This window comes from Stenotrophomonas sp. GW821-FHT02D01, assembly GCF_059421765.1.
This window is the reverse complement of the sequence record NZ_JBWKVP010000002.1, coordinates 1-25767: the sequence shown is the minus strand read 5'-3', so window position 1 is coordinate 25767 and position 25767 is coordinate 1. Positions and strand designations below refer to the sequence as shown.

The 25767-nt window shown below is 66.4% G+C and carries 21 protein-coding genes and 2 riboswitches; of the genes, 10 read left to right on the top strand and 11 right to left on the bottom strand.

The features are described 5' to 3' along the window. Positions 1-9 precede the first annotated feature (9 nt). Positions 10-804, bottom strand: a complete 795-nt coding sequence (locus AC07UW_RS04850; RefSeq protein WP_025879390.1) for an NYN domain-containing protein — start codon at positions 802-804, stop codon at positions 10-12. A 121-nt stretch (positions 805-925) separates the two neighbouring features. On the opposite strand from AC07UW_RS04850, the gene AC07UW_RS04845 reads away from it, so the two are divergent. After that, a complete protein-coding gene (locus AC07UW_RS04845) occupies positions 926-2206 on the top strand; it encodes an NAD(P)/FAD-dependent oxidoreductase (RefSeq protein ID WP_495211540.1) in 1281 nt (426 codons plus the stop codon). Positions 2207-2387: 181 nt separating this feature from the next. Here AC07UW_RS04845 and imm9 read toward each other — a convergent pair whose 3' ends face one another. From imm9 to AC07UW_RS04825, 4 genes are all read right to left on the bottom strand, one after another. Then, positions 2388-2864 carry an Imm9 family immunity protein gene (gene imm9 / locus AC07UW_RS04840; RefSeq protein ID WP_495211539.1) on the bottom strand — a complete coding sequence of 159 codons (477 nt, stop codon included), beginning with the start codon at positions 2862-2864 and terminating at the stop codon, positions 2388-2390. Between the two features lie 379 nt (positions 2865-3243). After that, positions 3244-3699, bottom strand: a complete 456-nt coding sequence (locus tag AC07UW_RS04835) for a hypothetical protein (protein WP_495211538.1) — start codon at positions 3697-3699, stop codon at positions 3244-3246. A 3-nt stretch (positions 3700-3702) separates the two neighbouring features. After that, positions 3703-4134, bottom strand: coding sequence for a nuclear transport factor 2 family protein (locus AC07UW_RS04830; RefSeq protein WP_495211537.1), 432 nt, complete (start codon positions 4132-4134; stop codon positions 3703-3705). Between the two features lie 72 nt (positions 4135-4206). Next, on the bottom strand, positions 4207-4464 hold the full coding sequence (locus tag AC07UW_RS04825) for a GIY-YIG nuclease family protein (RefSeq protein ID WP_032952084.1): 258 nt from the start codon (positions 4462-4464) through the stop codon (positions 4207-4209). 40 nt (positions 4465-4504) lie between these two features. Beyond that, a riboswitch (glycine riboswitch) is annotated at positions 4505-4594 on the top strand. A gap of 13 nt (positions 4595-4607) precedes the next feature. Next, positions 4608-4711, top strand: a riboswitch (glycine riboswitch). Between the two features lie 84 nt (positions 4712-4795). Between AC07UW_RS04825 and AC07UW_RS04820 the strand changes: the two genes are divergently transcribed. From AC07UW_RS04820 to AC07UW_RS04805, 4 genes are all read left to right on the top strand, one after another. After that, positions 4796-5413: a trimeric intracellular cation channel family protein gene (locus AC07UW_RS04820; protein ID WP_032952083.1), complete on the top strand. Its 618-nt coding sequence runs from the start codon at positions 4796-4798 to the stop codon at positions 5411-5413. Positions 5414-5699: 286 nt separating this feature from the next. Further along, a complete protein-coding gene (locus tag AC07UW_RS04815; protein WP_495211536.1) occupies positions 5700-6866 on the top strand; it encodes an MdtA/MuxA family multidrug efflux RND transporter periplasmic adaptor subunit in 1167 nt (388 codons plus the stop codon). Continuing rightward, on the top strand, positions 6863-9994 hold the full coding sequence (locus AC07UW_RS04810) for a multidrug efflux RND transporter permease subunit (RefSeq protein ID WP_495211535.1): 3132 nt from the start codon (positions 6863-6865) through the stop codon (positions 9992-9994). Before AC07UW_RS04815 ends, AC07UW_RS04810 begins: the two co-directional genes overlap by 4 nt. After that, positions 9991-13050, top strand: a complete 3060-nt coding sequence (locus AC07UW_RS04805; protein WP_495211534.1) for an efflux RND transporter permease subunit — start codon at positions 9991-9993, stop codon at positions 13048-13050. Before AC07UW_RS04810 ends, AC07UW_RS04805 begins: the two co-directional genes overlap by 4 nt. A 210-nt stretch (positions 13051-13260) precedes the next feature. Here the strand turns inward: AC07UW_RS04805 and AC07UW_RS04800 are convergent, their stop codons facing one another. From AC07UW_RS04800 to AC07UW_RS04785, 4 genes are all read right to left on the bottom strand, one after another. Continuing rightward, the gene (locus AC07UW_RS04800) at positions 13261-14334 is read right to left on the bottom strand and encodes a 3-deoxy-7-phosphoheptulonate synthase (RefSeq protein WP_495211533.1); all 1074 of its coding nucleotides are present in this window, start codon (positions 14332-14334) and stop codon (positions 13261-13263) included. A gap of 253 nt (positions 14335-14587) precedes the next feature. Next, positions 14588-14848 (bottom strand): hypothetical protein, encoded by a 261-nt coding sequence (locus tag AC07UW_RS04795; protein ID WP_025878654.1) that lies wholly within the window; start codon positions 14846-14848, stop codon positions 14588-14590. A 188-nt stretch (positions 14849-15036) separates the two neighbouring features. Further along, on the bottom strand, positions 15037-15774 hold the full coding sequence (locus AC07UW_RS04790; protein WP_495211532.1) for a DNA alkylation repair protein: 738 nt from the start codon (positions 15772-15774) through the stop codon (positions 15037-15039). After that, positions 15771-16271: a MarR family winged helix-turn-helix transcriptional regulator gene (locus AC07UW_RS04785; RefSeq protein WP_223496831.1), complete on the bottom strand. Its 501-nt coding sequence runs from the start codon at positions 16269-16271 to the stop codon at positions 15771-15773. Before AC07UW_RS04785 ends, AC07UW_RS04790 begins: the two co-directional genes overlap by 4 nt. 178 nt (positions 16272-16449) lie before the next feature. On the opposite strand from AC07UW_RS04785, the gene AC07UW_RS04780 reads away from it, so the two are divergent. Next, entirely contained in the window at positions 16450-17613 is a 1164-nt protein-coding gene (locus AC07UW_RS04780) for a serine hydrolase domain-containing protein (protein ID WP_495211531.1), read from the top strand. 128 nt (positions 17614-17741) lie between these two features. On the opposite strand, the gene groL is transcribed toward AC07UW_RS04780, so the two are convergent. Then, the gene (groL, locus tag AC07UW_RS04775; protein ID WP_025878650.1) at positions 17742-19391 is read right to left on the bottom strand and encodes a chaperonin GroEL; all 1650 of its coding nucleotides are present in this window, start codon (positions 19389-19391) and stop codon (positions 17742-17744) included. Positions 19392-19475: 84 nt separating this feature from the next. Next, on the bottom strand, positions 19476-19763 hold the full coding sequence (locus AC07UW_RS04770) for a co-chaperone GroES (RefSeq protein ID WP_025878649.1): 288 nt from the start codon (positions 19761-19763) through the stop codon (positions 19476-19478). A 352-nt stretch (positions 19764-20115) separates the two neighbouring features. Here AC07UW_RS04770 and AC07UW_RS04765 point away from each other — a divergent pair, with 352 nt between their 5' ends. The 4 genes from AC07UW_RS04765 to AC07UW_RS04750 all read left to right on the top strand — a co-directional run bounded on the left by AC07UW_RS04765 (position 20116) and on the right by AC07UW_RS04750 (position 25260). Next, positions 20116-21906 carry an endonuclease gene (locus AC07UW_RS04765; protein ID WP_495211530.1) on the top strand — a complete coding sequence of 597 codons (1791 nt, stop codon included), beginning with the start codon at positions 20116-20118 and terminating at the stop codon, positions 21904-21906. A 74-nt stretch (positions 21907-21980) separates the two neighbouring features. Then, positions 21981-22319 carry a divalent-cation tolerance protein CutA gene (gene cutA / locus AC07UW_RS04760; protein ID WP_080149728.1) on the top strand — a complete coding sequence of 113 codons (339 nt, stop codon included), beginning with the start codon at positions 21981-21983 and terminating at the stop codon, positions 22317-22319. Further along, complete coding sequence (locus AC07UW_RS04755) at positions 22316-24706, top strand: protein-disulfide reductase DsbD domain-containing protein (protein WP_313249903.1); 2391 nt, start codon at positions 22316-22318, stop codon at positions 24704-24706. Before cutA ends, AC07UW_RS04755 begins: the two co-directional genes overlap by 4 nt. Then, positions 24703-25260, top strand: a complete 558-nt coding sequence (locus AC07UW_RS04750) for a TlpA family protein disulfide reductase (protein ID WP_495211529.1) — start codon at positions 24703-24705, stop codon at positions 25258-25260. The genes AC07UW_RS04755 and AC07UW_RS04750 overlap by 4 nt, the downstream gene beginning before the upstream one ends. Positions 25261-25767: the final 507 nt, after the last annotated feature.

Genomic DNA, 25767 nt, shown 5'->3' with positions numbered 1-25767 from the left:
CGCCCGGCGCTACCGGTTCTTCTTCGGCAGCGCGCGTACGTAGGAGGATTTACCGTCCTTCTTCAGTTCGAACAAACCAATCGCCGCCAGCAGGTCACTGAGTTTTCCGTAACCGTAGTTGCGCGGATCGAACGAGGCCTGGTTGCCGATCTGGCTGCCGACCGGACCCAGGTGCGACCAGCCATCCTCGCCTTCTGCCGAGGACACCGCACGGCGCAGCATCTTCACCAGACGCGTGTCGCTGCGCATCTCCGCCCCGCTCTTGCGTGGGCGCGCATCATCGCTGGTGGCCTGCTCGCTGGGCGCCTGTCCGTTCGATGATTGTTCGTTCGCTGCCTGCTCCACATCCTGCACGCTGGCGTGGGTCTGGCCCAACGCTTCGAGGTAGGTGAACTTCGAGCACGCGTTGACGAAGGGTTCCGGCGTTTTCTTTTCGCCGAAGCCATACACCTTCACGCCATCGGTCAGCAGGCGCATCACCATCGGGGTGAAGTCGGCATCGCTGGACACGATCGCGAAACCATCGAGGTTGCGCGCGTACAGCAGATCCATCGCGTCGATCACCATCGCCATGTCCGACGCGTTCTTGCCCTTGCTGTAGGCGAACTGCTGGATCGGCCGGATCGCGTACTCGTGCAGCACCGCCTCCCAGCCTTTCAGCCGAGGGCTCTTCCAGTTGCCGTAGGCACGGCGGACGTTGGCCACACCGTAGCGCGCGACCTCGGCCAGGACTTCGTCGATCTTCGAGGCCGGTGCATTGTCGGCGTCGATCAACAGGGCGATGCGCTTTTCCGGTTCGCTCATGGACTCCTCACGGGCAGTTGCCTGAACCCGAGTATCGCCGATCCCGATGCACGCTGACGTGACAAGGAGCGGCCGTGCGAAGATGCCAGGCACTTCCCCCATGCCCCCCTGGAGTGAGTCGATGAGTCGTGATCGCGTCCCCCACCTGGTCGTTGTCGGCGGCGGTTTCGCCGGCCTGTGGGCCACCCGTGCGCTGGCCCGCGAACGCATACGCATCACCCTGGTCGACCGTCGCAACCACCACCTGTTCCAGCCGCTGCTTTACCAGGTGGCCACCGCCGGGCTGTCCGCTCCGGATATCGCCGCACCGCTGCGCCATATCCTCGGCCACCAGCGCAACGTGGAGGTGCGGCTGGGCGAAGTGGTAGCCATCGACAAGCAGGCCCGCCAGGTGCGCATGGCCGATGGCAGCACGCTGGACTACGACAGCCTGCTGCTGGCCACCGGCGCCACCCATGCCTACTTCGGCCACGACGAATGGGCGGACGATGCGCCCGGCCTGAAGACCCTGGACGATGCCATCGCCCTGCGCCGCAAACTGCTGCTGGCGTTCGAACGCGCCGAAGCCGAACCGGACCCGGAAAAGAAGGCGGCATGGCTGAGCTTTGCCGTGGTGGGCGGTGGGCCGACCGGCGTCGAGCTGGCCGGCACCCTCGCGGAAATCGCCCGGCATACGCTGCGCAATGAATTCCGCCACATCGATCCGGCCAGCGCCAAGGTACGGCTGGTCGAGGCCGGTCCGCGCGTGTTGTCCACCTTCCCCGAAGTGCTTTCGCTGAAGGCACGCCGGCAGCTGGAAAAGCTGGGCGTGGAAGTGATGACCGGCACGCCGGTGAGCCACATCGATGGACAGGGCTTCAACCTGGGCGACCAGTTCGTGCCCGCGCGCACCGTGGTCTGGGCCGCCGGCGTGGCCGCCTCACCGCTGGCGCGCACTCTGGACGTACCGCTGGACCGCGCCGGTCGCGTGCAGGTGCAGCCCGACCTGACCCTGCCTGGTCACCCGGAACTGTTCGTGGCCGGCGACCTTGCTGCGCTGAACCAGGCCAACGGCAAGCCGGTACCGGGCGTTGCGCCTGCCGCCAAGCAGATGGGCAAGTATGTTGCTGAAACGATCCGCGCACGCCTGCACGACAAGCCCGCACCCGGGCCGTTCAAGTACGCCGACTTCGGCAACCTGGCCACCATCGGCCGCATGGCCGCGATCGTGCACCTGGGCAAGCTGCAGCTGTCCGGCGTGCTGGCCTGGTGGTTCTGGCTGGCCGCGCACGTGTTCTTCCTGATCGGGTTCCGCAACCGCGTCGTGGTGCTGTTGAACTGGGCGGTGGCGTACTGGAGCTATCAGCGCAGCGCGCGGATCATCTTCGGCGACGACCGCGAAGACCGGCGACCGAAGCGGTAGGGTCCACGTGCAACGGGGTCGGATCCCTTTCCGCAGGAAAGGGCTCTGACCCGCCCCTGCAGTAGATCCACCCCATGCGTGGATGAGTTCCCGCACTCCCCCCATCTTCAGCCACGCGTCAGCCCCGTGTATTTTGAGCAGCCGCAGTCAGGAATGATGGCTGTGCCTTCCGCCGCACTCATCAAGCAACATATCGAATCACCTTTCCGTTGCAACTGAAGCCCAATTCAAACGCCATGTCGATAGCACGTTCCGCGCTACCCACGACATATTCCTGTAGCCCCTGATACTTTGAATACTGCGGGCTGATGACATGGAACTTCGCATCATTCACGGGAGAGAAGAAGCCCTTTCCACATAGGGCATTGTCAGGCAAACCGTACTGCGCATCGTCGACGCCGGGCACGGGGATGGAGATACTCAGCTCGAATTCCTTATCGGAAGGAAATCGCCTCGCGCGCTTGAAGATTCCAATGGCGTTGGTGTTGCGGATCGTCACGCCCACCAGCAGTCGCCATCCTTCCAAGTCAATGACGTTTACCTGTTGGATCCTGGCATTCAGAAACTGATTCACCTTGTCGGTGGCTTCAACATCATCCAGTGCATCAACGATGTTGGGTGATTCGCTCGAAATGATGGATCTGATCTGCGATTGCATCGACGTCCTACGGGACAACACCGGACACCAAAGTTTGCCGAAAATCGATCGATCAAACAAATCTGCCACTCCGCGCACGAAGACCTATGCCGATATGGTCCGTGGGACAGCATGTGGAGATATCTCGATTTTCAACGGTTGCAGCCATCCGACAGGCCAATCGACAGCGGGCAGCCCATACGACCTGAGTGCAGATTCGAGTGCCGGAAACGACATAGATCGCAGCGCGGTCATCATCTTCGGTGATGATCAGGATGATCGGCGACCGAAGCAGTAGGGCCACGACTATCAGGAGTTCTACGCCTGAGAGTAGATCCACGCCATGCGTGGATGAATCCCCGTGCAGGCTGCATGAGGCGCGGCCTCGCGTGGCGTGGCCCTACTGCCTCATGGGACCGCCCGGGACCCGCCGTTTCGACCATGCCCGGCAGAAATCTTCTTTCCTCGCGGTATCGGCAATCTGTGCGGCACTCCAATGCCGGGTGATCCAGATCGCCAACGCGGTGCTGCTCAGATGCCAGCGCAGCATGTCGTGCTGCGGCTGCCGCCACAGGTGGCGGCGGGCAATCCAGTAGGCCTCCCGCTCGACATCCGGCACCTTCTTCTTCATCGCATCCTTGTCGAAAAACTGCGCGGTGAAGCTCCAGGGGCTAATCGGTTGGTGCCCCATGCGCGGCTCACTGCTGCATGCCGCCACACCACTGGGCGCGCGGTCGGCGGGCTGCGGCCAGCCCTCCACCCAAGCGAGCCCAAGCAGGTACAACAGCCCCGGTAGCAGGGCAACGAAGGCCAGCAACAGCAGTAGCGCGATCCATGCACGGCCAGCAGCACGCATGCGTCACTCCGTCTTCGGCTTCGGGTACCACAGCGCGTTGACGATGACCCAGCGCTGCTCGAAGCGGCCCATGTGGAAGTAGTCGACGAACCACGGGGTTTCCAGCCGCACCGATGCGGCGTTGCCGGTCACGTCCAGCACCGTGCAGCGGCGATCCCATTGATCTTTCGGGGTCTTCAACGCGCCCTGCTTCGTCAACGCAACCAGCTCTTCCTTCGACATCCGGCGCAGGCCCAGGCGTTCGTCCGGTGTATCACCGAGCACCGCGCGCTTGGCCAGGTCCGGATGCAGGGAGCGGGCGACGCGCTGCGGGTCGGCCTCCAGCTGGCCATCCACGTAGTCATGGCAGGTGGCTTCGATGGCTGCGATCGTGGCGGCGTCGGCGGCGGGGCTTGCTGCTGCGGAAAGTGCGAACAACAGGGCAACGGTGGACATCCGGGTCTCCAGCGCTGAGGGCTGGGCGATCATGGCATGGCCGGATGCGCCCCATCCACGCATGGCGTGGATCTACTGCAACAGCCACGCCAGTTTGCGTTCGCGCGGCTGCCGCTTGAGCTCCCATTCGGCACGCGAGGCCGCTGCACGGTCCGGGTACTCACGCACCGCCAGGACCCGCAGTGGCGGCCGCGACCGGGTGTAGCGGGCCCCCTTGCCGGCCTGGTGTGCAGCAAAACGGGCCTGCACGTCGGTGCTGATGCCGGCGTAATAGCTGCCGTCGCGGCATTCGAGCAGGTACAGGAACCACGGGCGGGAGGGCGAAACCATTGCCGGATTATGCCGTGCTGCACTGCAGCGGATATACTGGCGACCGAATGCAGGAGAGAGGCGCCGCGCTGGCGCCCGCCGAAGGCGCAGGCTCCCATGATCGCTCAGGCCGGTGGGCTGGAATCCCACCAACCATGCATTCGACTCGCCGAGCTGGAGAGAGGTCACCGGGCACGCCCGGGACGATCCGCCGAAGGGGCACGCGGCTCACGCCGCTGAACTCTCAGGCAAAAGGACAGCGGGAGCGGCACCGGTCATCGTCATCCCGTCATTGCGCAGGCAGTGGCGATAGTGATGCATGGCCGGCCACACCGCGCCCGGAGCCTGTCCCATGCTGCTGTCCATCATCTACCTGATCGCCATTTCCGCCGAAGCCATGACCGGTGCCCTGTCTGCCGGCCGCCGCCGCATGGACCTGTTCGGCGTGGTGATGATCGCCTGTGTCACCGCCCTCGGTGGCGGCTCGCTGCGCGACATCCTGCTTGGCCACTATCCGCTGGGCTGGGTGAAACACCCTGAGTACCTCGGCTTCACTGTGTGCGCCGCACTGATCGCCACCTGGGTGGCGCGCTGGATGCACCACTTCCGCCGCACCTTCCTGGTGCTGGACGGGCTGGGCCTGATCGCCTTCACGCTGATCGGCTGCTCGATCGCGCGCGAGGCCGGCCATGCACTGCCGATCGTGCTGATCGCCGGCATGCTCACCGGTGCCTTCGGCGGCGTGCTGCGCGACATCCTCTGCAACGAGGTGCCGTTGATCTTCCAGAAAGAGCTGTACGCCATCATCTCGCTGCTGACCGGTGCGGTGTATCTGCTGTTGCTGCACTGGGGCGTGGCCGATGCCACGGCGATCCTGTGCTGCCTGGGTGGCGGGTTCGCCGTGCGCCTGCTGGCGATCCATTACCGCTGGGAAATGCCGAAGTTCGTGTACCACGACGAAGTGCATTGATCGTTTGACGGTGGTGCCGGCCGCTGGCCGGCAGCACTGCGCACGCCTGCAGATTCCAACAGGTTGCCAGCCGGCAGCCGGCATTTCTGGTTGGGTCGCATGACCAAGGTCACGCGGCGACGACCCCCGTAAACCGCTACCATTAGCGCCCCGTCGCACGCGCGACGGCATCCAGCCACGCCGCGTCCGCGGCCCCGCCAGACAATCCCCCTCCCCGCTGCCCGTGGCCCTTCGTGGTGCCGACGGGCCCGCATGACCCTGCGTGCACGCAGGGCGCAGGATGCCCATGTCTGTCGCCGAAAACTCCCGCTCACGTCGTGCCCGCCTGCTGCTGGTCGTTGCCGGTCTTGCCCTTGTCGCTGGCCTGGCGTGGTGGCTGTGGCCGCGGGCCGAGGCGGGCAGTGGCGAAGCCGGCAGCGGCAAGACGGTGCCTGTACGCATCGCCCTTGCCAGCGCCGAGCCGCTGGTGCTGCGGATGAAGGCGGTCGGTACGGTCACTCCGCTGCACAGCGTGGTGGTGCGCAGCCGCGTGGACGGCGAACTGATGCGCCTGCATTTCCAGGAAGGCCAGCAGGTCAACGCCGGCGACCTGCTGGCACAGATCGATCCCCGCCCCTACGAAGTGAAGCTTGCGCACGCACAGGGTACGCAGCAGCAGAACCTGGCCGAGCTGGAGAATGCCGAGCGCCAGCTGCAGCGCTATCGCGAACTGCAGCGACAGAACTACGTGTCGGCACAGGAACTGAGCGACCAGCAGAGCAAGGTGCGGCAGCTGCAGGGGCGCCGCCTCAGCGACCAGGCATCGGTGGACGAAGCACGCCTGCAGTTGCAGTACACGCGCATCATCGCCCCGGTCAGCGGCCGTGTCGGCCTGCGCCGGCTGGACGTAGGCAATCTGGTGCACGCCAGCGATACCGAAGGCCTGGTCACGCTGGCGCAGACGGCGCCGATCAGCGTGCTGTTCACCGTGCCCGAGCCGGAGCTTCCCGCCCTGCTCGATGCGGTGCAGGCGCAGCCGGCGCTGGCGGTGGAAAGCTGGGACCGCGAAGAACGACGGCAGCTCGCCAGCGGCACCCTGTCCAGCGTCGACAACCGCATCGATACCGCCACCGGCACGCTGAAGCTGCGCGCGCAGTTCGACAACGCCGACCAGGCGCTGTTCCCCAACCAGTTCGTCAATGTGCGCCTGCAGCTGGGCGAGCATCCCGCGCTGCTGGTTCCCGACGCTGCCGTGCAGTTCGGCAGTCAGGGCAACTACGTGCACATCATCGACAAGGACAACAAGGCACAACGACGCACGGTGGTACTCGGCCCGGCGGATGACGGTCGCGTTGCGGTGCGTTCCGGTCTGGTGGCCGGTGACAAGGTGGTGATCGAAGGCATCGATGGGCTGGAAGACGGCACCGCGGTGGAGATCATCACCGAGGAGGCATCGACCAAGGCCGGCGCATGAACCTCTCGCGCGCCTTCATCCTGCGCCCGGTCGCCACCACCCTGCTGATGGTGGCGCTGCTGCTGTCCGGGGTACTGGCCTATCGCCTGCTGCCGGTGGCGGCGCTGCCGCAGGTCGACTACCCGATCATCCAGATCACCACGCTGTACCCCGGTGCCAGCCCCGAGCTGACCACGCGCACCATCACCGCGCCGCTGGAGCGCCAGCTCGGGCAGATTCCCGGCCTGAAACTGCTGTCGTCCACCAGTTCCGGTGGCGCCTCGGTGATCACCCTGCAGTTCGGCCTGGAGGTGTCGCTGGGCGTGGCCGAACAGGATGTGCAGGCGGCGATCAACGCGGCTGGCAGTTTCCTGCCAGGCGACCTGCCGGTGCCACCGGTGTACCGCAAGGTCAATCCGGCCGACACGCCGATCCTGACCCTGGCGGTGACCTCGCAGGGCCTGTCACTGCCACAAGTGCACGATCTGGTCGACACCCGCATCGCGCAGCGGCTGGCGCAGTTGCCGGGCGTGGGTCTGGTCAGCCTGGCCGGTGGCCAGCGCCCCGCCGTGCGCATCCAGGTCAATCCGGCCGCACTGGCCGCCAACAACCTTGGCATGGACCACATCCGCACCGCGATCGCTGCGGCCAACGTCAACCTGCCCAAGGGCAGCTTCGATGGCCCGATCCGCGCGGTGATGCTCGATGCCAACGACCAGATGCGCAGCGTTGCCGAATACCGTGCACTGGTGCTGGCCTGGCGCGACGGCGCACCGCTGCGGCTGGGCGATGTCGCCACCATCACCGACGGCGCCGAGAACCGCCAGCTGGCGGCATGGAGCGGCACCACCCCGGCGGTGCTGGTGAACATCCAGCGCCAACCCGGCGCGAACGTCATCGCCGTGGTCGGACAGGTGCGTGCGTTGCTGCCGCAGCTGCAGGCCACGCTACCGGCCGGCGTGCAGATGACCGTGCTCAGCGACCGCACCGAATCGATCCGCGCGTCCGTGCGCGGCGTACAGAAGGAACTGGTGCTGGCCATCGCGCTGGTGGTGCTGGTGACCTGGGTGTTCCTGCGCAACCTGCCGGCTACGCTGATTCCCAGCGTGGCGGTGCCGCTGTCGCTGATCGGTACGTTCGCGGTGATGCTGCTGGCCGGCTATTCGCTCAACAACCTCACGCTGATGGCGTTGACCATCGCCACCGGCTTCGTGGTGGACGATGCGATCGTGATGCTGGAGAACATCGCCCGCCACTTGGAAGACGGCGAAAGCCCGCGCGAGGCAGCGCTGAAAGGTGCCAGCGAGATTGGTTTCACCCTGGTGTCGCTGACGGTATCGTTGATCGCCGTGCTGATCCCGCTGTTGTTCATGGCCGACCTGGTGGGCGCGCTGTTCCATGAGTTCGCAGTGACGCTGGCGGTGGCCATCGGCATTTCGCTGATGGTGTCGCTGACCTTGACGCCGATGCTGTGTGCGCGCTTCCTGAAACCACATGCCAAAGGGTCAGCGCCCCACGGGGATCTGACCCCGCCCGGGTCGGATCCGGTCAGGGCTCCGACCCCGAAGCGCGACGTGTTCGATCGCATCATTGCCCTGTACGACCGCCAGCTGCGCTGGGTGCTGCAGCGCCAGCCACTGATGCTGCTGGCGACCGTGGCCACGCTTGCGCTGACGGTGGCGCTGTATTTCGCCGTGCCCAAGGGCTTCTTCCCGGTGCAGGATGCCGGCCTGGTGCAGGGCATCAGCGAAGCCCCGCAGGCGATCTCGTTCCAGGCCATGCGCGAGCGCCAGCTTGCCCTGGCCACGGCCATCGAACAGGACCCAGCCGTGGCCAGCCTGTCTTCCTACATCGGCGTGGACGGCAACAATGCCGCCCTCAATACCGGCCGCCTGCTGATCGAACTGAAGCCACACGGCGAGCGCGAGGGCGCCGACGTGGTGATGGCGCGGCTGCAGCAGCGCGTGGCCAGGATTCCCGGTATCACCCTGTACCTGCAACCGGTGCAGGAGCTGGGCATCGAAGACCGCATCAGCCGCAACCAGTACCAGTTCACCCTGACCACGCCGGACCTGCAGACGCTGGAAACCTGGACACCGAAGCTGTTGCACGCGCTTCGCCAGTCGCCGGCGCTGCGCGATGTGGCCAGCGACCTGCAGATGCAGGGCCGGCAGGCCAGGGTGAGCATCGACCGCGATGCCGCCGCGCGCCTTGGCGTGAGTGTGGAAGCGGTGGCCGACGCACTGTACGACGCCTACGGGCAACGGCAGATCTCCACCATTTTCACCCAGGCCAGCCAGTACCGGGTGGTGCTGGAGGCCGATCCGGCGCGGCAACCGGGACCGGAGGCGATCAGCGGCCTGCGCGTGCGCAGCAGCAACGGCCAGACCGTGCCGCTGGGCGCGGTCGCGCGCATCGAGCAGGGGCCGACGGCGCTGCTGCGCAACCATGTCGGCCAGTTCCCGGCGGCCACGCTGTCGTTCAACCTTGCGCCCGGCGCATCGCTGGGCGAAGCGGTGGATGCCGTGCATGCCGCGCAGGCGCAGGTGGCATTGCCGCAGAGCATCGAGCTGCGCCTGCAGGGCGCGGCGGCGGCCTTCAGCAGCTCGCTGTCGAGCACGCTGTGGCTGATCCTTGCCGCTGTGGTGGTGATGTACATCGTGCTGGGCGTGCTCTACGAGAGCTTCATCCACCCCATCACCATTCTCTCCACCCTGCCCTCGGCGACCGTGGGCGCCCTGGCCGCGTTGTGGGTGAGCGGACGCAGCCTGGACCTGATCGCGGTGATCGGCATCGTGCTGCTGATCGGCCTGGTGAAGAAGAACGCAATCATGATGATCGACTTCGCCTTGGACGCGCAGCGCACGCGCGGCATGAGTCCGCGTGAAGCGATCCACCAGGCAGCGCTGCTTCGCTTCCGGCCGATCCTGATGACCACCCTGGCCGCGCTGTTCGGCGCGGTACCGCTGATGCTGGCCAGTGGCTCGGGCGCCGAGCTGCGGCAGCCGCTGGGCTGGGTGATGGTGGGTGGCCTGATGGTCAGCCAGGTATTGACCCTGTTCACCACGCCGGTGATCTACCTGGCCTTCGACCGGCTGCAGCGTGGCCGCGCGACAGCACCGGCAACCGCTGGCGAGGCCGGCGCATGACCCCTGTGGCACGCCTGGCACAGGCCTGCGTGCAGCGTCCGGTGGCGACCCTCCTGTTGGCGGTGGCGCTGGTACTGGCCGGCCTGCTGGCGCTGCGCCTGCTGCCGGTGGCACCGCTGCCCCAGGTCGACTATCCCGCCATTGAAGTCAGTGCCAGCCTGCCTGGCGCCTCGCCCGAATCGATGGCGGCCACCGTCGCCACGCCGCTGGAGCGTGCGCTGGGCAGCCTGCCCGGCATCTCGCGCATCGATTCGGCCAGCACCCAGGGGCAGACCGAGATCGAACTGAAGTTCGTGCTCGGCCGCGACATCGACGAGGCCGCGCGCGAAGTGCAGGCCGCGATCAACCTCGCCCGCGGCCAGCTGCCCAGCGGCATGCCGGGCATGCCGCAGTACCGCAAGGTCAATCCGTCGCAGGCGCCGATCCTGGCGCTGGCGCTGACCTCCGATACGCTCTCGCCGGGACAGCTGTACGACCTGGGTTCGACCGTGCTGGCACAGAAGCTGTCGCAGGTACCCGGCGTGGGCGAAGTGCAGGTGGGCGGCAGCGCGCTGCCGGCGGTTCGCGTGTCGCTGGATCCCAATGCCCTCAATCACGCAGGCCTGGCGCTGGAGGACGTGGCACAGGCGATCAACCGCGCCAATGCAGTGCGCCCACTGGGTGCGGTCGCAGGCGCGCGGCAGCATTGGCAACTGGAGGCGCCTTTGCAGCTGCGCCAGGCCGCGCAGTACCGGGAACTGGCGTTGAAGGCCAGCGATGACCGCCTGCTGCGGCTGGGCGATGTCGCCGCCGTCGCCGATGGCGTGGAGGATCGCTATGCCAGTGGCTTCCACAACGAACGCCCCGCCGTGCTGCTGATCGTCAGCCGCCAGCCCGGCGCCAACATCATCGCCACCGTCGATGCGATCCAGGCACAGCTGCCGCAGTTGCACGCATTGCTGCCGAGCACGGTGGACATGCGGCTGGTGATGGATCGCTCCCCGGTGATCCGCGCCACCCTGCACGAAGCAGAAGTGACCCTGCTGCTGGCGATCGCGCTGGTGGTGCTGGTGGTGCTCGGCTTCCTTGGCCACTGGCGTGCGGCCCTGGTACCCGGCGTGGCCATTCCGGTGGTGCTGTTCGGCACGCTGGCGTTGATCGCACTGATGGGCTTCTCGCTCAATACGCTCTCGCTGATGGCCCTGATCGTAGCGGCGGTACTGGTGGTGGACGACGCCATCGTGGTGCTGGAGAACATCGCGCGCCATCGCGAACTGGGCGCCGACCGCTGGCAGGCGGCGGTGCGCGGTGCATCGGAAGTGGGCGCTACGTTGCTATCGATGAACCTGGCGCTGGCAGTGGTGTTCGTCTCGATCCTGTTCCTGGACGATTTCGTCGAGCGCCTGTTCCGCGAATTCTCGCTGACCCTGGTGGCGGCGATGACGGTGTCGGTGCTGGTGGCACTCAGCCTGGTGCCGATGCTGTGCGCGCGCCTGTTCGTCGATGACGCACAACAGCCCACGCGCTGGCAGCGCGGCAGCAATGCGCTGTTCGAGCGCGTGCGTGGCGCCTATCTGCGCACCCTGCAGGCCAGCCTGCGGCAACTGCGCTGGCCATTGCTGGCCTTCGTGGCAGTGATCGCACTCAATGCCTGGCTGTTCCAGCAGGTACCCAAGGGCATCGTTCCGCAGCAGGACACCGCACAGCTGCGCGGCTTCGCGCGTGGCGATGACGGCCTGTCCTTCCAGGCGATGCAGCCGAAGATCGATGCCTACCGCAGACTGCTGCTGTCCGACCCGGCCATCGAGGACATCATCGGGTATATCGGTGGCAGCAACGGAGTCAACAACGCCTTCATCATGATCAAGATGAAGCCGCTGGCCGAGCGCGGTGTCTCCAGCCAGCAGGTGATCGATCGACTGCGTGCGCGCCTGCCCAAGCTGCCCGGCGGTAATCTGTACCTGTGGGTGGACCAGGACATCCGCCTGGAAGGCGCCGGCAGCAGCGGCAAGTACGAATTCCAGTTGCTCTCGGCCGATACCGCGCCACTGCGCCAATGGGCACCGAAGGTCGCTGCTGCGCTGCGTGGCCTGCCGGAACTGGTGGACGTGGAAGCGCAGGGCGAGGCCGGCATGCGCCAGGTGATGCTGGACATCGACCGCGAGGCAGCGGCGCGCCACGGCGTGGACCTGCGCACCGTAGCCAACATGCTCAACAACGCCTTCAGCCAGCGCCAGGTCGCCACGTTGTACGACAGCCTCAACCAGTACCGGGTGGTGATGGAGCTGGACCCGAAGCACACCCAAGACCCGGGCACGCTGGCACGGCTGCAGGTGATCGATGGCAGCGGCCAGCGCATTCCCCTGTCGAGCATCGCCAGCTGGCGCTATGGCATGGCGCCGGACCGCGTGTACCACAGCGAGCAGTTCGCCTCGATCTGGATCGAGTTCGCGCTGGCACCCGGCGTGGGCCTGGAACAGGCCACCCGGGCGATTGATGCGGCGATGGCCAAACTGATGCTGCCGCGCTCGGTGCAGGCCAAGCTGTCCGGCGAGGCCGGCGGCCTGGAGCAGCTGCGTTCGCGCCAGTTGTGGCTGGTGCTGGGTGCGACGCTGGCGGTGTACCTGGTGCTGGGCATCCTCTACGAGAGTTTCCTGCAGCCCTTGGTGATCCTGTCCACGCTGCCGTCGGCCGGCATCGGGGCGCTGTTGGCGCTGTGGCTGTTCGGCAACGAATTGAACCTGATCGCCCTGCTCGGCCTGTTCCTGCTGGTGGGCGTGGTGATGAAGAACACGATCCTGCTGGTCGACTTCGCCCTGGCCGGCGAACGCCGCGGGCTGAGCGCGCAGGATGCGGTGATGGAAGCGGCACGACTGCGCCTGCGGCCGATCCTGATGACCTCGCTGGCGGCACTGCTGGGTACGTTGCCGCTGATGCTGGCCAACGGTGAAGGTTGGGAGCTGCGGCAGCCGCTGGGCATCGCCATCGTCGGCGGGTTGCTGGTCAGCCAGTGGTTGACGCTGTACACCACGCCGGCGATGTATCTGGCGTTGGCGCGAGTACGGGCGGGGCGGTGAGCCGGTCGGCTTCATCCACGCATGGCGTGGATCTACTGCGGCCATCGCCGGTTCGGGTCTCACACCACCCCGGCGATGTACCTGGCGCTGTCGCACATACGCAGCGCCAGGCGCATCGCCGGTGCAGACGGGCCGGTCTCCAACTCCGACCGGCCCTGATCGCGGCCGCACCCCCGCAGGCACTGGCCGCCATCCACACACGTGCCGCACTCAAGCGGCTTCGGACACCTTCACTTCACGGCGGGCGCGCACGGCAGCGGCGAGCCGCTCCAGCACCTGCATGGTGGTGTCCCAATCAATGCAGCCATCGGTGATGCTCTGGCCGTAGACCAGCGGCTGGCCTTCCACCAGCTCCTGGCGGCCACCCACCAGATGGCTTTCGACCATCACACCGACGATGCGCTGCTCGCCATCTTCCAGCTGGATGGCGATGTCTTCGATCACCTTCGGCTGGTTTTCGTGATTCTTCAGGCTGTTGGCGTGGCTGGCATCGATCATCAGGCGCGTCGGCAGCTTGGCCTTGGCCAGTGCCTGACAGGCATCGGCCACGCTGGCCGCGTCGTAGTTCGGCTGCTTGCCACCACGCAGGATCACATGGCAGTCGGGGTTGCCGGTGGTGGAGACGATGGCGGTGCCGCCCTGCTTGGTGACCGACAGGAAGTGATGCGGATTGGAGGCCGCGCCCACGGCATCGGCGGCGATCTTGACGTTGCCGTCGGTGCCGTTCTTGAAGCCAACCGGGCACGAGAGCCCCGACGCAAGCTCGCGATGCACCTGGCTTTCGGTGGTGCGTGCGCCGATCGCGCCCCATGCCACCAGGTCGGCGATGTACTGCGGCGAGATCACGTCGAGGAACTCGACGCCGGCAGGCAGGCCGAGCTTGTTGATGTCGCGCAGCAGGCCACGGGCGATGCGCAGGCCCTTGTCGATCTTGAAGCTGCCGTCCAGGTCCGGATCGTTGATCAGGCCCTTCCAGCCCACCGTGGTGCGCGGCTTCTCGAAGTACACGCGCATGACGATTTCCAGCTCGCCGGCCAGCGCATCGCGCAGCGGCTTCAGGCGCTGTGCGTACTCGATGGCGGCTTTCGGATCGTGGATCGAGCACGGCCCGACCACCACCGCCAGGCGGTCGTCGCGGCCATGCAGGATCTGGTGCAGGGCGGCGCGCGAAGCGCTGACGGTGTCGGAGGCTTCGTCATCACAGGGCAGCATCGCCAGCAGCTGGGCAGGCGGTGTCAGCGGTTCGATGGTGCGGATACGCAGGTCGTCGGTGTGCGGGGGCATGGTGAGGGGTCTCTACGGAACGTTGGGGGTCCGCAGCGTGGCGACATGAAAAAAGCCGCCAGGTTCGCTGGCGGCTTTCGGGAATGCGTCTGAAGCTTTCTTCAGGGTGAGCGCAATCCTTCCTCCGCCGGGGGCTTCGGAAAGTAATACCAATAAAAGCTGGCGTGGGTTGCGTTCATGGGATCTATTGATAACACAGGGTTTTGGCGGGTGCCAACTGTTTCATCCGCAACTGCGGGCGCGGTTCAGCGGACTATCGGCCGCCATGCACTTCCACGTCCAGCAGCAGCGTCTCGTGAATGTCGACCCAACGCTCCACCACGCGGTCCAGTTCCTGCCTGGCCTCATCAAGCTGTTCGGGGTTGAGCATGGACCTGGCCGTATACAGATCGGACACCAGCTGCCGCAGGGTGGCTTCCTGGATGGCCACCACCGGCCCTTCCAGGCCGGGTACCTGCAGCGCTGGACTGCTGCCCAGCGCTCCGTACAACGTGACCTGGATCTTGCTCTGCATGCTCGACTTCCCTGCGGATGGACACGGCCGAGCGCCATCTTTACCCGGAATGGATGACACGCGCATGTGCCACGAGGGTGCCGGAATGCAGTCCGATGAGGCGGTGGCGCATGGGGTCTCCCTTGAAGGTCATGGGGTTGCCGGCCAGCGGCCGGCACTGCCGGGAAACGCGGGTGAACGGTACGGCGCTACAGCGAGCGCAGCGCGCGCTTGCGGATGTACTTATTGGCTGCGCTGTTGTGCGTTGACTGCCACCGCGTGCACACATCGCGCACCCAGTCGGGCTGGCTCTTGCCGGCGTCGTTCAGCCAGTTGCCGACCGAGTCCTGCACATAGCGCTCGGGATCGTCAGCGAGGGCCTCCAGCAAGGGCAACGCGTGCTCGGGTTGCTGCTTGAACAGCGCAATGTGCGTGGCCCATACACCGCGGGGGCGAAGCGCCTCACAGGCGAAGCGGCGCTGATGCGGCGAGCGCTGCTGCGTCCAGGGTTGCAGCAGGGCAAGCGCTTCCAGCGGCTCGGCGACGATATCGCTGCGCAAGGCCAACCATGCCCATTCGCGCACACCGAAGTGCGGATCATCTGCCAGTGAACGCATGGCCTGCAGCTTGTCGGCCAATGCCGCCTGCGCGTCGGCGCCGATCAGATAGCAGGCCCATCCGCGCACGGTGTCGGAGGGATGCGCCTGCCTGCGCTGCACGTCGCCCTGCCCTGCCTCGCGCAGTAGCGCTGCGGCCAATGCCATGCGCTGGGTGATCCCCTTGCCTGCGGCGGCCTGCATGCGCTGTATCGAGGCCGGTGGCAAGGTCGGTGCCACCGCCTGCAGCAACGCAGCGAAGTCCACAGCCAGGCACTCGGCCAGATGCGTGCTGGCTGCACTGCCCGCATTCAATTCCCGCAGACGTGCCGTGGCGATGGTATTGCTCATGTACCTGCTTCCTGGCCCGCGTCGGTGTGTCGCCAGACCTTTTCCAACAGCAGCGACAACTGCACCTGTTCGCTGGAATCAAGACCGTTGAACAGTCCGCCGATCCATTGTGTGTGCTGGTCGAACAGATCGCCGGCCAAGCGCTTGCCGCGGGCCGTCAGCACGATCTGCAGACGGCGGCCATCCTCGGCATCGTTGCGCCGCTGCAGCAGGCCGTCACGCTGCAGGCCATCGAGCAACCCGCTGATGGTGGCGCGGGTGACGCCAGCACGCTCGGCCAACTCGTGCGGAGGCAACGTGCCACCAGCACCGTGCAGCAGGAACAGCACAATGAAACGGCCCTCGCTGAGGCCGTGCGGCGCCAGGCGTGAAGCGCAGTCACGGTCGATCGCGCTGGACAAGGCCAGCAGCTGGAAGCACAGGCGCAGCTGGGCCAGGTGGGGATCGCCGCGACGGCCAGCCTCCTGGATGAGAGCCGTGTGTTTTGCTTCAATCATCCATCATATCCGTGATGATTAGGCGCCTTATTATATTATCGATCCCGCAAGGCGCAAGTCCGGACCGGGCTGCCGCAGGGCATGACCCGGCACCGCCCCGGGGCGTGGGTGCGGTCGACCGGCGCCGGCAGTCGAAGCTGCGGTAGCATCGCGCCACGTCCCGCCAGGAGTTCCACGCATGTGCCGTGTCGTCCTGTTGTTGCTGACGCTGTTGCCGATGGCCGTAGTCGCTGCGCCACCACCGCTGCCATCGCCAGCCCGCATTGATGCCCAGGCGCAACGGCTGATGCAGGCCGCACACGCACGTGGCATGGCGCTGGCGGTGATCGACGCTGGCAAGGTGGTGCACGTGGCCGCCTATGGCGAGCGCAACGCCGCCGGCGAACCGCTGCGTACCGACACCGTGATGTACGCCGCTTCGCTGACCAAGATGGCCTTTGGCCACCTGGTCGCGCAGCTGGCACAGGACCAGGTGATCGCGCTGGACGCCGGCATTGCCACGTATCTGGACAAGCCGTTGCCGGACTACCCCGTCGATACGAAGCACTACGCCGATTACAGCGTATTGGCCGGCGACGAACGCTGGCGCCGGCTCACCCCGCGCCTGCTGCTCAATCATGGCAGCGGCTTTGCCAACTTCGCGTTTCTGGAACCGGATGGCAGGCTGCGATTCCATTTCGATCCGGGCAGCCGCTACGGCTATTCCGGCGAAGGCTTGATCCTGCTGCAGTTCGTGCTCGAACGGGGACGCCTTGGCCAGGACGTCGGCGCGCTGATGCAGCGCCGCGTGTTCGACCGCTTCGGCATGCCCCGCACCAGCATGATGTGGCGCGAGGATTTCGCCACCAACCTGGCCGACGGCTGGACCACCGATGGCACGCCCGAGCCGCATGACGAGCGCAGCCGGGTGCGGGCCGCCGGCTCGATGGATACCACCATCGCCGACATGGCCAACTTCGCAGCGGGCTATGTGCGCGGCGAAGGCCTTTCAGCGGCGATGCGGCAGGAGCTGGTACGTCCGCAGCTGCCGATCACCACGGCCAGCCAGTTTCCGACCCTGCAGGCGGAACTGCCGGTAGCGGAGCGGCGCAGGAACCTGGCAGCCGGCCTGGGCGTGGTCACCTTCCGCGGGCCGCAGGGGCCCGGCTTCTACAAGGGCGGCCACGATGATGCGGTGGGCAACACCCTGGTGTGCATCGAGCAGGGCCAGCGCTGCGTGGTGATGCTGGGCAACGATGTCCGCGCCGAGGCGGCGTTTCCGGCGCTGGTGGCGTTCGTGCTGGGCGATACCGGAGTGCCGTGGAACTGGGAGTACGGCGCGGAGAAGGTGTTCGTGCGCTGACGCCATCCACGCATGGCGTGGATCTACTGGCATGGACCCATTGGCATGGACCCATTGGCGGCAACACGCCACCCACAAAAAAACCCCGCCTTGCGGCGGGGTTTTTCATTGCAGCAGTGCAGCGGGACTTAGAAGTCCATGCCGCCCATGCCACCCATACCGCCCATGCCACCGGCGCCACCCATGGCCGGCTCGTCCTTCTTCGGAGCGTCGGCAACCATGGCTTCGGTGGTGATCATCAGGCCAGCGATCGAGGCTGCGTTCTGCAGCGCCGAACGGGTCACCTTGGTCGGGTCCAGGATGCCGAACTGCAGCATGTCGCCGAACTCGCCGGTGGCGGCGTTGTAGCCGAAGCTGCCGGTGCCTTCCTTGACCTTGTTGACGATGACCGACGGCTCTTCACCGGCATTGGCAACGATTTCGCGCAGCGGGGCTTCCATCGCACGCAGGGCGATCTGGATGCCGTGGTTCTGGTCTTCGTTGGCACCCTTCAGGCCAGCCAGTGCGGAGACCGCACGGACCAGGGCAACGCCGCCGCCCGGAACCACGCCTTCTTCAACGGCCGCACGGGTCGCGTGCAGGGCGTCGTCGACGCGATCCTTCTTTTCCTTCATTTCGATTTCGGTCGAAGCGCCGACCTTGATCACTGCCACGCCACCGGCCAGCTTGGCCACGCGTTCCTGCAGCTTTTCGCGGTCGTAATCCGAGGAGGTGTCTTCGATCTGGGTCTTGATCTGCGCAACGCGCGAATCGACCGCAGCCTTGTCACCCACGCCATCGATGATGGTGGTGTTTTCCTTGGAGACCTGCACCTTCTTGGCGCGGCCCAGGTCCTTGATGGTGGCCTTTTCCAGCGACAGGCCGACTTCCTCGGAGATCACGGTGCCGCCAGTCAGCACGGCCATGTCTTCCAGCATCGCCTTGCGACGGTCGCCGAAGCCCGGAGCCTTGACGGCCACGACCTTGACGATGCCGCGGATGGTGTTGACCACCAGGGTCGCCAGCGCTTCGCCTTCGACTTCCTCGGCAACGATCAGCAGCGGCTTGCCGGCCTTGGCGACGCCTTCCAGCACCGGCAGCAGGTCACGGACGTTGGAGATCTTCTTGTCGTGCAGCAGGATGTACGGGTCATCCAGGTCAGCGGTCTGCGACTGCTGGTTGTTGATGAAGTACGGGGACAGGTAGCCGCGGTCGAACTGCATGCCCTTGACCACGTCCAGCTCGTTGTCCAGGCCCGAGCCTTCTTCAACGGTGATCACGCCTTCCTTGCCGACTTCCTTCATCGCGTTGGCGATGATCTGGCCGATCGACTCGTCCGAGTTGGCCGAGATCGTGCCGACCTGGGCAATGGCCTTGTCGTCAGCGGTCGGCTTGGAGATGTTCTTCAGCTCGGCGACGGCAGCCACGACGGCCTTGTCGATACCGCGCTTGAGGTCCATCGGGTTCATGCCGGCAGCAACGGCCTTGGCGCCTTCGCGGATCAGGGCCTGGGCCAGCACGGTGGCGGTGGTGGTGCCGTCGCCGGCGTCGTCGTTGGTACGCGACGCGACTTCCTTCACCATCTGCGCGCCCATGTTCTCGAACTTGTCAGCCAGTTCGATTTCCTTGGCGACGGACACGCCGTCCTTGGTGATGGTCGGGGCGCCGAAGCTCTTCTCGAGCACGACGTTGCGGCCCTTCGGGCCCAGGGTGGCCTTGACGGCATTGGCGAGAACGTTGACGCCGCGCACCATGCGCGAACGGGCGTCTTCACCGAAACGAATATCCTTGGCAGCCATTGCGTTTACCTCTGTGTAGAGCCGAGCGGAGCCCGGCTGCTTTTAGCGGAAATGGGGTGTAGCTGAAGCAGGTCGCGCTGACACTCAGCCGATGACGGCGAGCACGTCGTCTTCGCGCAGGACCTTGTACTCGACGCCTTCGCTCTTGTACGAGCTGCCGGCGTACTGGCCGTAGATGACCTTGTCACCGACCTTCAGCGACGGAGCGCGCACGTTGCCGTTGTCCAGCGGCTTGCCCGGGCCCACGGCCACGACTTCACCCTTGGTGGACTTTTCCTTGGCGGAGTCCGGGATCAGGATGCCACCGGCGGAAACTTCGTCGGCTTCGATCGGCTTGACCACAACGCGGTCGTGCAGCGGCTTGATGCTCATGTGGGACCTCTTAAGTTATTGATTGGTCTGAAAAAGTCCGGCGATGTTAGCACTCACACCAGGTGACTGCCAGCAACGCGCGTGAAAAAGCCCGACAGGTCGGGAGCACGACAGAGATGGAGACCTCCGCAGGCCTTTCAAGGCCCGCCCCCGAAATTTTTCCCGGCGGCCCGGCGGCACTCCATCCCTGCGCGGACGCCTTTATAGGGATGCGTCGCGGCAAGCCAAGGGGGAATTGGCCGCCATTTGGTGACCGCCGTCGCACTGTCAGATATCTGGCGTTCATTAACGGCAAAGTGTCACCGGATCGGCTTTAGGGTGGCCCGGCATTCCCAATCACAAGGAGTAGTCGATGCGATTGCTGTCCCCGCTCGCCACCGCCTGCCTGCTGGCCCTGGCTGCTGCGCCGGCCCAGGCCGAGGTCTTCATCAACGAACTGCACTACGACGACAGCACCGCTGCCGGTGACGTCGGCGAAGCCATCGAAGTGGTCGCTACCGCCGGCGAGGATCTGTCCGGCTACCGCCTGTACCTCTACAACGGCAGCAATCCGTCGGCCGCCACGGTCTACGCCAACAACGCGGTACCGGCCGGAACTGCGGCCAGCTGCGGTAGCGCCTCCCTGGCCGTGGTCACCTACCCCACCAATGGTCTGCAGAACGGTCCCAACGACGGCATCGCCCTGGTCGACGCCAGCGGCAAGGTGGTCCAGTTCCTCAGCTACGAGGGCGCGATCACCGCCTCCGCCGGCCCCGCCGCCGGCATGACCAGCCAGAACATTCCCGTTGCCGAAACCAACAGCACCGCTGCGGGCACCTCGCTGCAGCTGACCGGCAGCGGCAGCCAGTACGCGCACTTCACCTGGGCCGAATCGGCCAGGCAGACCTTCGGCAGCTGCAACAACAACCAGACCTTCAGTGGCGGTGGCACCCCGGGCCCGAACACGCCGCCGTCGGTATCCACCACCACGCCGGCACAGGGCAGCAGCACCTTCCCTGCCGCCGCCGACCTGGAAGTGGTGTTCAGCGAGACGGTCAACCTCGCCAGCGGCGCCTTCGCACTGACCTGCGGCACCTCCGGCAGCGTGCCGCTGACCTGGCCGGCCAGCGGCAAGAGTGTGAAGCTGTCGACCAACACCGCGCTGGTGGCCGGTGAAGCCTGCCGCTTCGACATCCGTGCTGCACGCATCACCGACGCACAGGGTGCCCGTCCGGCGACCGACAGCCGCATCGCCTTCACCGTGGCCACCACCACCGGCAATCCGGATCCGGGCAATCCCGGCGGCCCGGCGGGTTATTACTCCAAGGTCAACACCAGCAGCCCCAGCCAGCTGCGCTGCTCGCTGCACGCCACCATCAAGGGCCACACTGCGTATCCGTACAGTGGCTCGGGCACCAGCACCTGGACCATCCTGGAGATCGCCGACGAAGATCCGAACAACAGTGGCCGGATCCTCGACGCCTATCGCAACCGCAGCTACACCAAGGTGACCGACCGTGCAGGCAGTGGCGGCGGCCTGAAGTACAACCGCGAGCACACCTGGCCGAACTCGCTGGGCTTTGCCAGCACCACCGGCGACAAGGGCCTGCCGTATGCGCCCTATACCGACACCCACATGCTGTACCTGACCGACGCACAGTGGAACGCCGACCGCGGCAACAAGCCGTTCGGCAAGTGCGACGCCAACTGCGGCGAGCGTGCCACCGAGGCCAACAACGGCCAGGGCGGCGGCAGCGGCGGCTATCCGGGCAATTCGAACTGGGTACGTACGCCGGATGGCAACGCTGGCACTTTTGAAGTGTGGGGTGCACGCAAGGGCGACATGGCACGCGCGGTGATGTACATGGCCATCCGCTACGAAGGGGGCAAGGATGCGGCCACCGGCCAGTCCGAACCGGACCTGGAACTGACCGACGACCGCAGCAAGATCGTCAAGACCAGCAGCTCGCCGGCCTACATGGGCCTGCTGTCGACCTTGATCGACTGGCATCTTGCTGATCCGCCGAGCGCTGCAGAACGTGCCCGCAATGACGTGATCTACAGCTTCCAGGGCAACCGCAACCCGTTCATCGACCACCCCGAGTGGGCCACTCCGGGCCTGTTCACCTCGGCCAAGCCCGCGACCTGCCAGCTGGCCAACTGACACCGTTTGAAGAAAGTTGTATTTCCCCTGTCCGATCCTGACCCGGTCGGACAGGGGCCCTATACTCGACGGTCATGTCGACCGTCGATCCCGTCCTGCTGCTGTTGACCACCTGCCCGGACCGGGCCAGTGCCGAGCGCATCGCGCACGCGCTGGTCGCCGAGCATCTGGCTGCCTGCGTGACCCGCCTGGACGGCGCACAGTCGACCTACCGCTGGCAGGGCGAGGTCACCACCGATGCCGAGCTGCAGCTGCTGGTGAAAACCACCGCAAGCCGTGTCGATGACGCCATCGCCCGGATCGTCGAACTGCATCCGTATGAACTCCCGGAGTGCATCGCGGTCGAAACCCGGGCCGGCCTGCCGGCGTATCTGGACTGGATCCGGGCACAGACCCGGGAGGACACTGATTGAAGACTCTGTTTGCGCGTGGCGCCGCCTTGTGCGCCCTGTTGTGGCTTTCATTGCCAGCCTTCGCGCTGGATGAGAAGGATCTGCTGCCGGTGGACCAGGCGTTCGCGCTGACCGCCAGCGCGCCCGAGCGTGGCCAGATCCAACTGCAGTTCAAGATCGCCCCCGGCTATTACCTGTATCGCCACCGCACCACGGTGAAGGCTGATCCGGCGTTCAACGCCGCTGCGCTGCAGATGCCCGCAGGCAAGAAGCACCACGACGATTTCTTCGGTGAGGTGGAGACCTACCGCGAGCGCCTGCAGGCCACCCTGCCCGGCGCGCCCTCCGATGCCGCCGGCACCATCAGCCTGGAAGTGCGTTACCAGGGCTGCGCCGATGCTGGTGTGTGCTACCCGCCGCAGAAGCGCGTGGTGCAGGTGACCCTGCCCGGTGCAGGCGGTGCGGCGGCCACGCTGCCGACCGCACGCGCCACCGGCGCCAGTGCATTCAACAACCCGCTGGCCGGCGCCGGCAGTGGCGGTGGCCTGCGGCTGCCGGGCACCAGCAACAGCCAGGCACTGCCGCTGCCGTCGGAACAGGCATTCGGCTTCGATGCCATCGCCAGCGATGGCAACACCCTGCTGCTGCGCTTCAGCCCGGCACCGGGCTATTACCTGTATCGCGACCGCACCTCGCTGAAGCTGGAAGGCAGCGCCGGGGTACTGGCCGACAAGCCGCGCTGGCCGGCGGCGCAGTCGCACCGCGACGAGCACTTCGGTGACGTGGCGGTCTATTTCAACCAGGTGGAAGTGCCGGTGCCGCTGCGCCGCAGCCGCGCCGAGGCGGTCGACAGCACGCTGGTGGTGACCTTCCAGGGCTGCCAGACCGATGGCATCTGCTACCCGCCGATGACCCGCCGGGTGAAGTTGTCGATCCCCGCCGGCAAGGCCAACGCCACCAGTGATGCACCTGCCGCACGCGACGAAGTGATTCGTTCGCTGCCGGGTTCGGCCACTGCCGGCACCCGCGAGGGCGCCAACGGCACACCGCTGCGCCTGCTTCCGACCGTGCCCAACGACGCGCCGGCCGCCACGGGTGGTGCCGACGCCAGCAACGGCGCGCGCGATGCCTTCGCCGCAGACGCACAGCAGGACAATGCGCTGCGTACCAAGGCGCCGAGCCGCGTGCCGAAAACCGACAGTTCACTGCTGTGGGTACTGCTGCTGGCGCTGGGCGGTGGCCTGGTGCTGAATCTGATGCCCTGCGTGCTGCCGATCCTGTCGCTGAAAGTGCTGAGCCTGGCGCAGAGCGGTGAAAGCCCCGAGCGCGCCCGCAGCCACGCCATGTGGTACACGCTGGGCGTGCTGGTCGCCTTCGCGGTGATCGGCGCGCTGATGGTCGGCCTGCGCATGCTGGGCAATGCGGTCGGCATCGGTTTCCAGCTGCAGCATCCTGGCGTGGTCGCGGCGTTGGCCTACATCATGTTCGCGGTGGGCCTGAGCCTGTCCGGCGTGTTCACCATGGGCGGCGGCATCGGCAACTTCGGCCAGTCGCTGGCGCGACGCAGTGGCCCCGCCGGCGACTTCTTCACCGGCGTGCTGGCCTGCGTGGTCGGCAGTGCCTGCGTGGGACCGTTCTTCGGCCCGGCGGTGGCCTATGCCTTCGTTGCACCGCCGGTGGCGGCGATGCTGGTGTTCCTGTTCCTCGGCCTGGGCCTGGCCCTGCCGTTCCTGCTGATCGGCTTCGTGCCGGCGCTGGCCCGTCGCCTGCCCAAGCCGGGCCAGTGGATGGAAACCCTCAAGCATGTGCTGGCCTTCCCGATGTACGCCGCCGCGTTGTGGCTGCTGTGGGTGCTGGGCAAGCAGCGCGGCGTGGATGGCATGGCACTGGCGCTGGGTGGCCTGCTGCTGCTCACCGGTGGCCTGTGGCTGTTCGAGCGCAGCCGCTGGCGCAGCCAGCGCGCGGCCGGGCTGCTGGGCGTGCTGCTGGTGATCGCCGCGCTGGTGCCGGTGTGGGCCGTGACCCAGCTGGCACCGCCGGCACGTGCCGCGCAGGCGAGCAGCGAGAACGTGGTGGATTACTCGCCGCAGATGCTGGACCGCCTGCGCGCCGACAACCGCGTGGTGTTCGTCAACATGACCGCCGACTGGTGCGTGAGCTGCAAGGCCAACGAGCGCGCGGTGCTGTCGCGCCCGGAGTTCAAGGAACTGCTCAAGCGCACCAACGCGGTGTACATGCGGGGCGACTACACCAATGTCGACCCGCAGATCACCGCGTTCCTGGATGAGCACAAGGCCGTGGGCGTGCCGCTGTACGTGGTGTACGGCCCCGGCGCCCCGCCGACGGTGCTGCCGACCCTGCTGACCCAGGCGCTGGTGGAAGAAGCCCTGCTGCGCACCGCGCGATGAAGTGGCAACGGCCAGCGCTGCTGTGGACAGCAGTGCTGGCTGCCGGTCTTGGCCTATGGGCCGGCAACCGGCTGGCGCCGGAGCCGGCGACGGAAGCTGCGGCGCCTGCCGTATCGCCCCCGGCGCTGCCGAGGCTGCGCCCCGGTGATCCGCTGCCGGCGCTGGTCCTGCCCGATGGCGAAGGCCACGCGCTGGATATCCGCGAACGCTTCAAGGGCCGGCCACTGCTGGTCAATGTCTGGGCCAGCTGGTGCGGCCCCTGTGTGGAAGAGATGCCCGAGCTGGCCCGCTTTGCCGAGGGCCAGGGCGCACGCGGCGTGCAGGTGTTGGGCCTGGCACTGGATACGCCTGACAGCGTGCGTGATTTCCTGCAGCGGGTGCCGGTGGACTATCCCATCGTGCTCGATACCCCCGGCCCACGCGATGCCAGCGTGCAGTTGGGCAACGCGCAGGGCCTGCTGCCCTACAGCGTGTTGTTCGACGCGCAGGGACGGATGGTGAAGGCCAAGCTCGGACCGTTCGCGCACGGCGAAATCGAAGGCTGGGCGAAGTAGGTCGGCAGGGCTGCGCCCTGCACCTGCAGATGCTTTCAAGCAACAGCTACAGCAACAGCGACAGCGGGCTTCCGTGGGATGGCGGGGCGGTGTCGGACTGCGGGGACGCCGCAAGTACGTCCTTGTAGGCTTGGCCGCGGCTTGCTCGTGTGCGCTGTCCTGCGCGCACGGCAAGACCCGGGTCGGGCGTCCTGCCCAACCCGCCCGAGGCATGCCTCGGGCCCATGCCGCGGACACCCCGCACTCCGACACCGCCCCACCTCTGACAGTTTCCCGCGATCTGGTAGGTCCACGCCATGCGTGGATGACTCCATCGAATTCGAATATTTCGACAATTGATCGAGAAGCATCCACGCGTGGCGTGGATCTACATCTACCTGTCGACCAAGGTCGACACCCACCAAGAGCAGGCCATGCCTTCCCGACAGATCGCGGAAATCTGTCGAAGGCGGGGTGGGTCCGGTTGCGGGGGCGTGAGCCGCATGGATGCGGCGACCGAGCTTACAT

Bases quoted from the DNA above. Each gene is read 5' to 3' on its own strand.
- AC07UW_RS04850 (WP_025879390.1), bottom strand. From the start codon at position 804: ATGAGCGAACCGGAAAAGCGCATCGCCCTGTTGATCGACGCCGACAAT.
- AC07UW_RS04845 (WP_495211540.1), top strand. From the start codon at position 926: ATGAGTCGTGATCGCGTCCCCCACCTGGTCGTTGTCGGCGGCGGTTTC.
- imm9 (WP_495211539.1), bottom strand. From the start codon at position 2,864: ATGCAATCGCAGATCAGATCCATCATTTCGAGCGAATCACCCAACATC.
- AC07UW_RS04835 (WP_495211538.1), bottom strand. From the start codon at position 3,699: ATGCGTGCTGCTGGCCGTGCATGGATCGCGCTACTGCTGTTGCTGGCC.
- AC07UW_RS04830 (WP_495211537.1), bottom strand. From the start codon at position 4,134: ATGTCCACCGTTGCCCTGTTGTTCGCACTTTCCGCAGCAGCAAGCCCC.
- AC07UW_RS04825 (WP_032952084.1), bottom strand. From the start codon at position 4,464: ATGGTTTCGCCCTCCCGCCCGTGGTTCCTGTACCTGCTCGAATGCCGC.
- AC07UW_RS04820 (WP_032952083.1), top strand. From the start codon at position 4,796: ATGCTGCTGTCCATCATCTACCTGATCGCCATTTCCGCCGAAGCCATG.
- AC07UW_RS04815 (WP_495211536.1), top strand. From the start codon at position 5,700: ATGTCTGTCGCCGAAAACTCCCGCTCACGTCGTGCCCGCCTGCTGCTG.
- AC07UW_RS04810 (WP_495211535.1), top strand. From the start codon at position 6,863: ATGAACCTCTCGCGCGCCTTCATCCTGCGCCCGGTCGCCACCACCCTG.
- AC07UW_RS04805 (WP_495211534.1), top strand. From the start codon at position 9,991: ATGACCCCTGTGGCACGCCTGGCACAGGCCTGCGTGCAGCGTCCGGTG.
- AC07UW_RS04800 (WP_495211533.1), bottom strand. From the start codon at position 14,334: ATGCCCCCGCACACCGACGACCTGCGTATCCGCACCATCGAACCGCTG.
- AC07UW_RS04795 (WP_025878654.1), bottom strand. From the start codon at position 14,848: ATGCAGAGCAAGATCCAGGTCACGTTGTACGGAGCGCTGGGCAGCAGT.
- AC07UW_RS04790 (WP_495211532.1), bottom strand. From the start codon at position 15,774: ATGAGCAATACCATCGCCACGGCACGTCTGCGGGAATTGAATGCGGGC.
- AC07UW_RS04785 (WP_223496831.1), bottom strand. From the start codon at position 16,271: ATGATTGAAGCAAAACACACGGCTCTCATCCAGGAGGCTGGCCGTCGC.
- AC07UW_RS04780 (WP_495211531.1), top strand. From the start codon at position 16,450: ATGTGCCGTGTCGTCCTGTTGTTGCTGACGCTGTTGCCGATGGCCGTA.
- groL (WP_025878650.1), bottom strand. From the start codon at position 19,391: ATGGCTGCCAAGGATATTCGTTTCGGTGAAGACGCCCGTTCGCGCATG.
- AC07UW_RS04770 (WP_025878649.1), bottom strand. From the start codon at position 19,763: ATGAGCATCAAGCCGCTGCACGACCGCGTTGTGGTCAAGCCGATCGAA.
- AC07UW_RS04765 (WP_495211530.1), top strand. From the start codon at position 20,116: ATGCGATTGCTGTCCCCGCTCGCCACCGCCTGCCTGCTGGCCCTGGCT.
- cutA (WP_080149728.1), top strand. From the start codon at position 21,981: ATGTCGACCGTCGATCCCGTCCTGCTGCTGTTGACCACCTGCCCGGAC.
- AC07UW_RS04750 (WP_495211529.1), top strand. From the start codon at position 24,703: ATGAAGTGGCAACGGCCAGCGCTGCTGTGGACAGCAGTGCTGGCTGCC.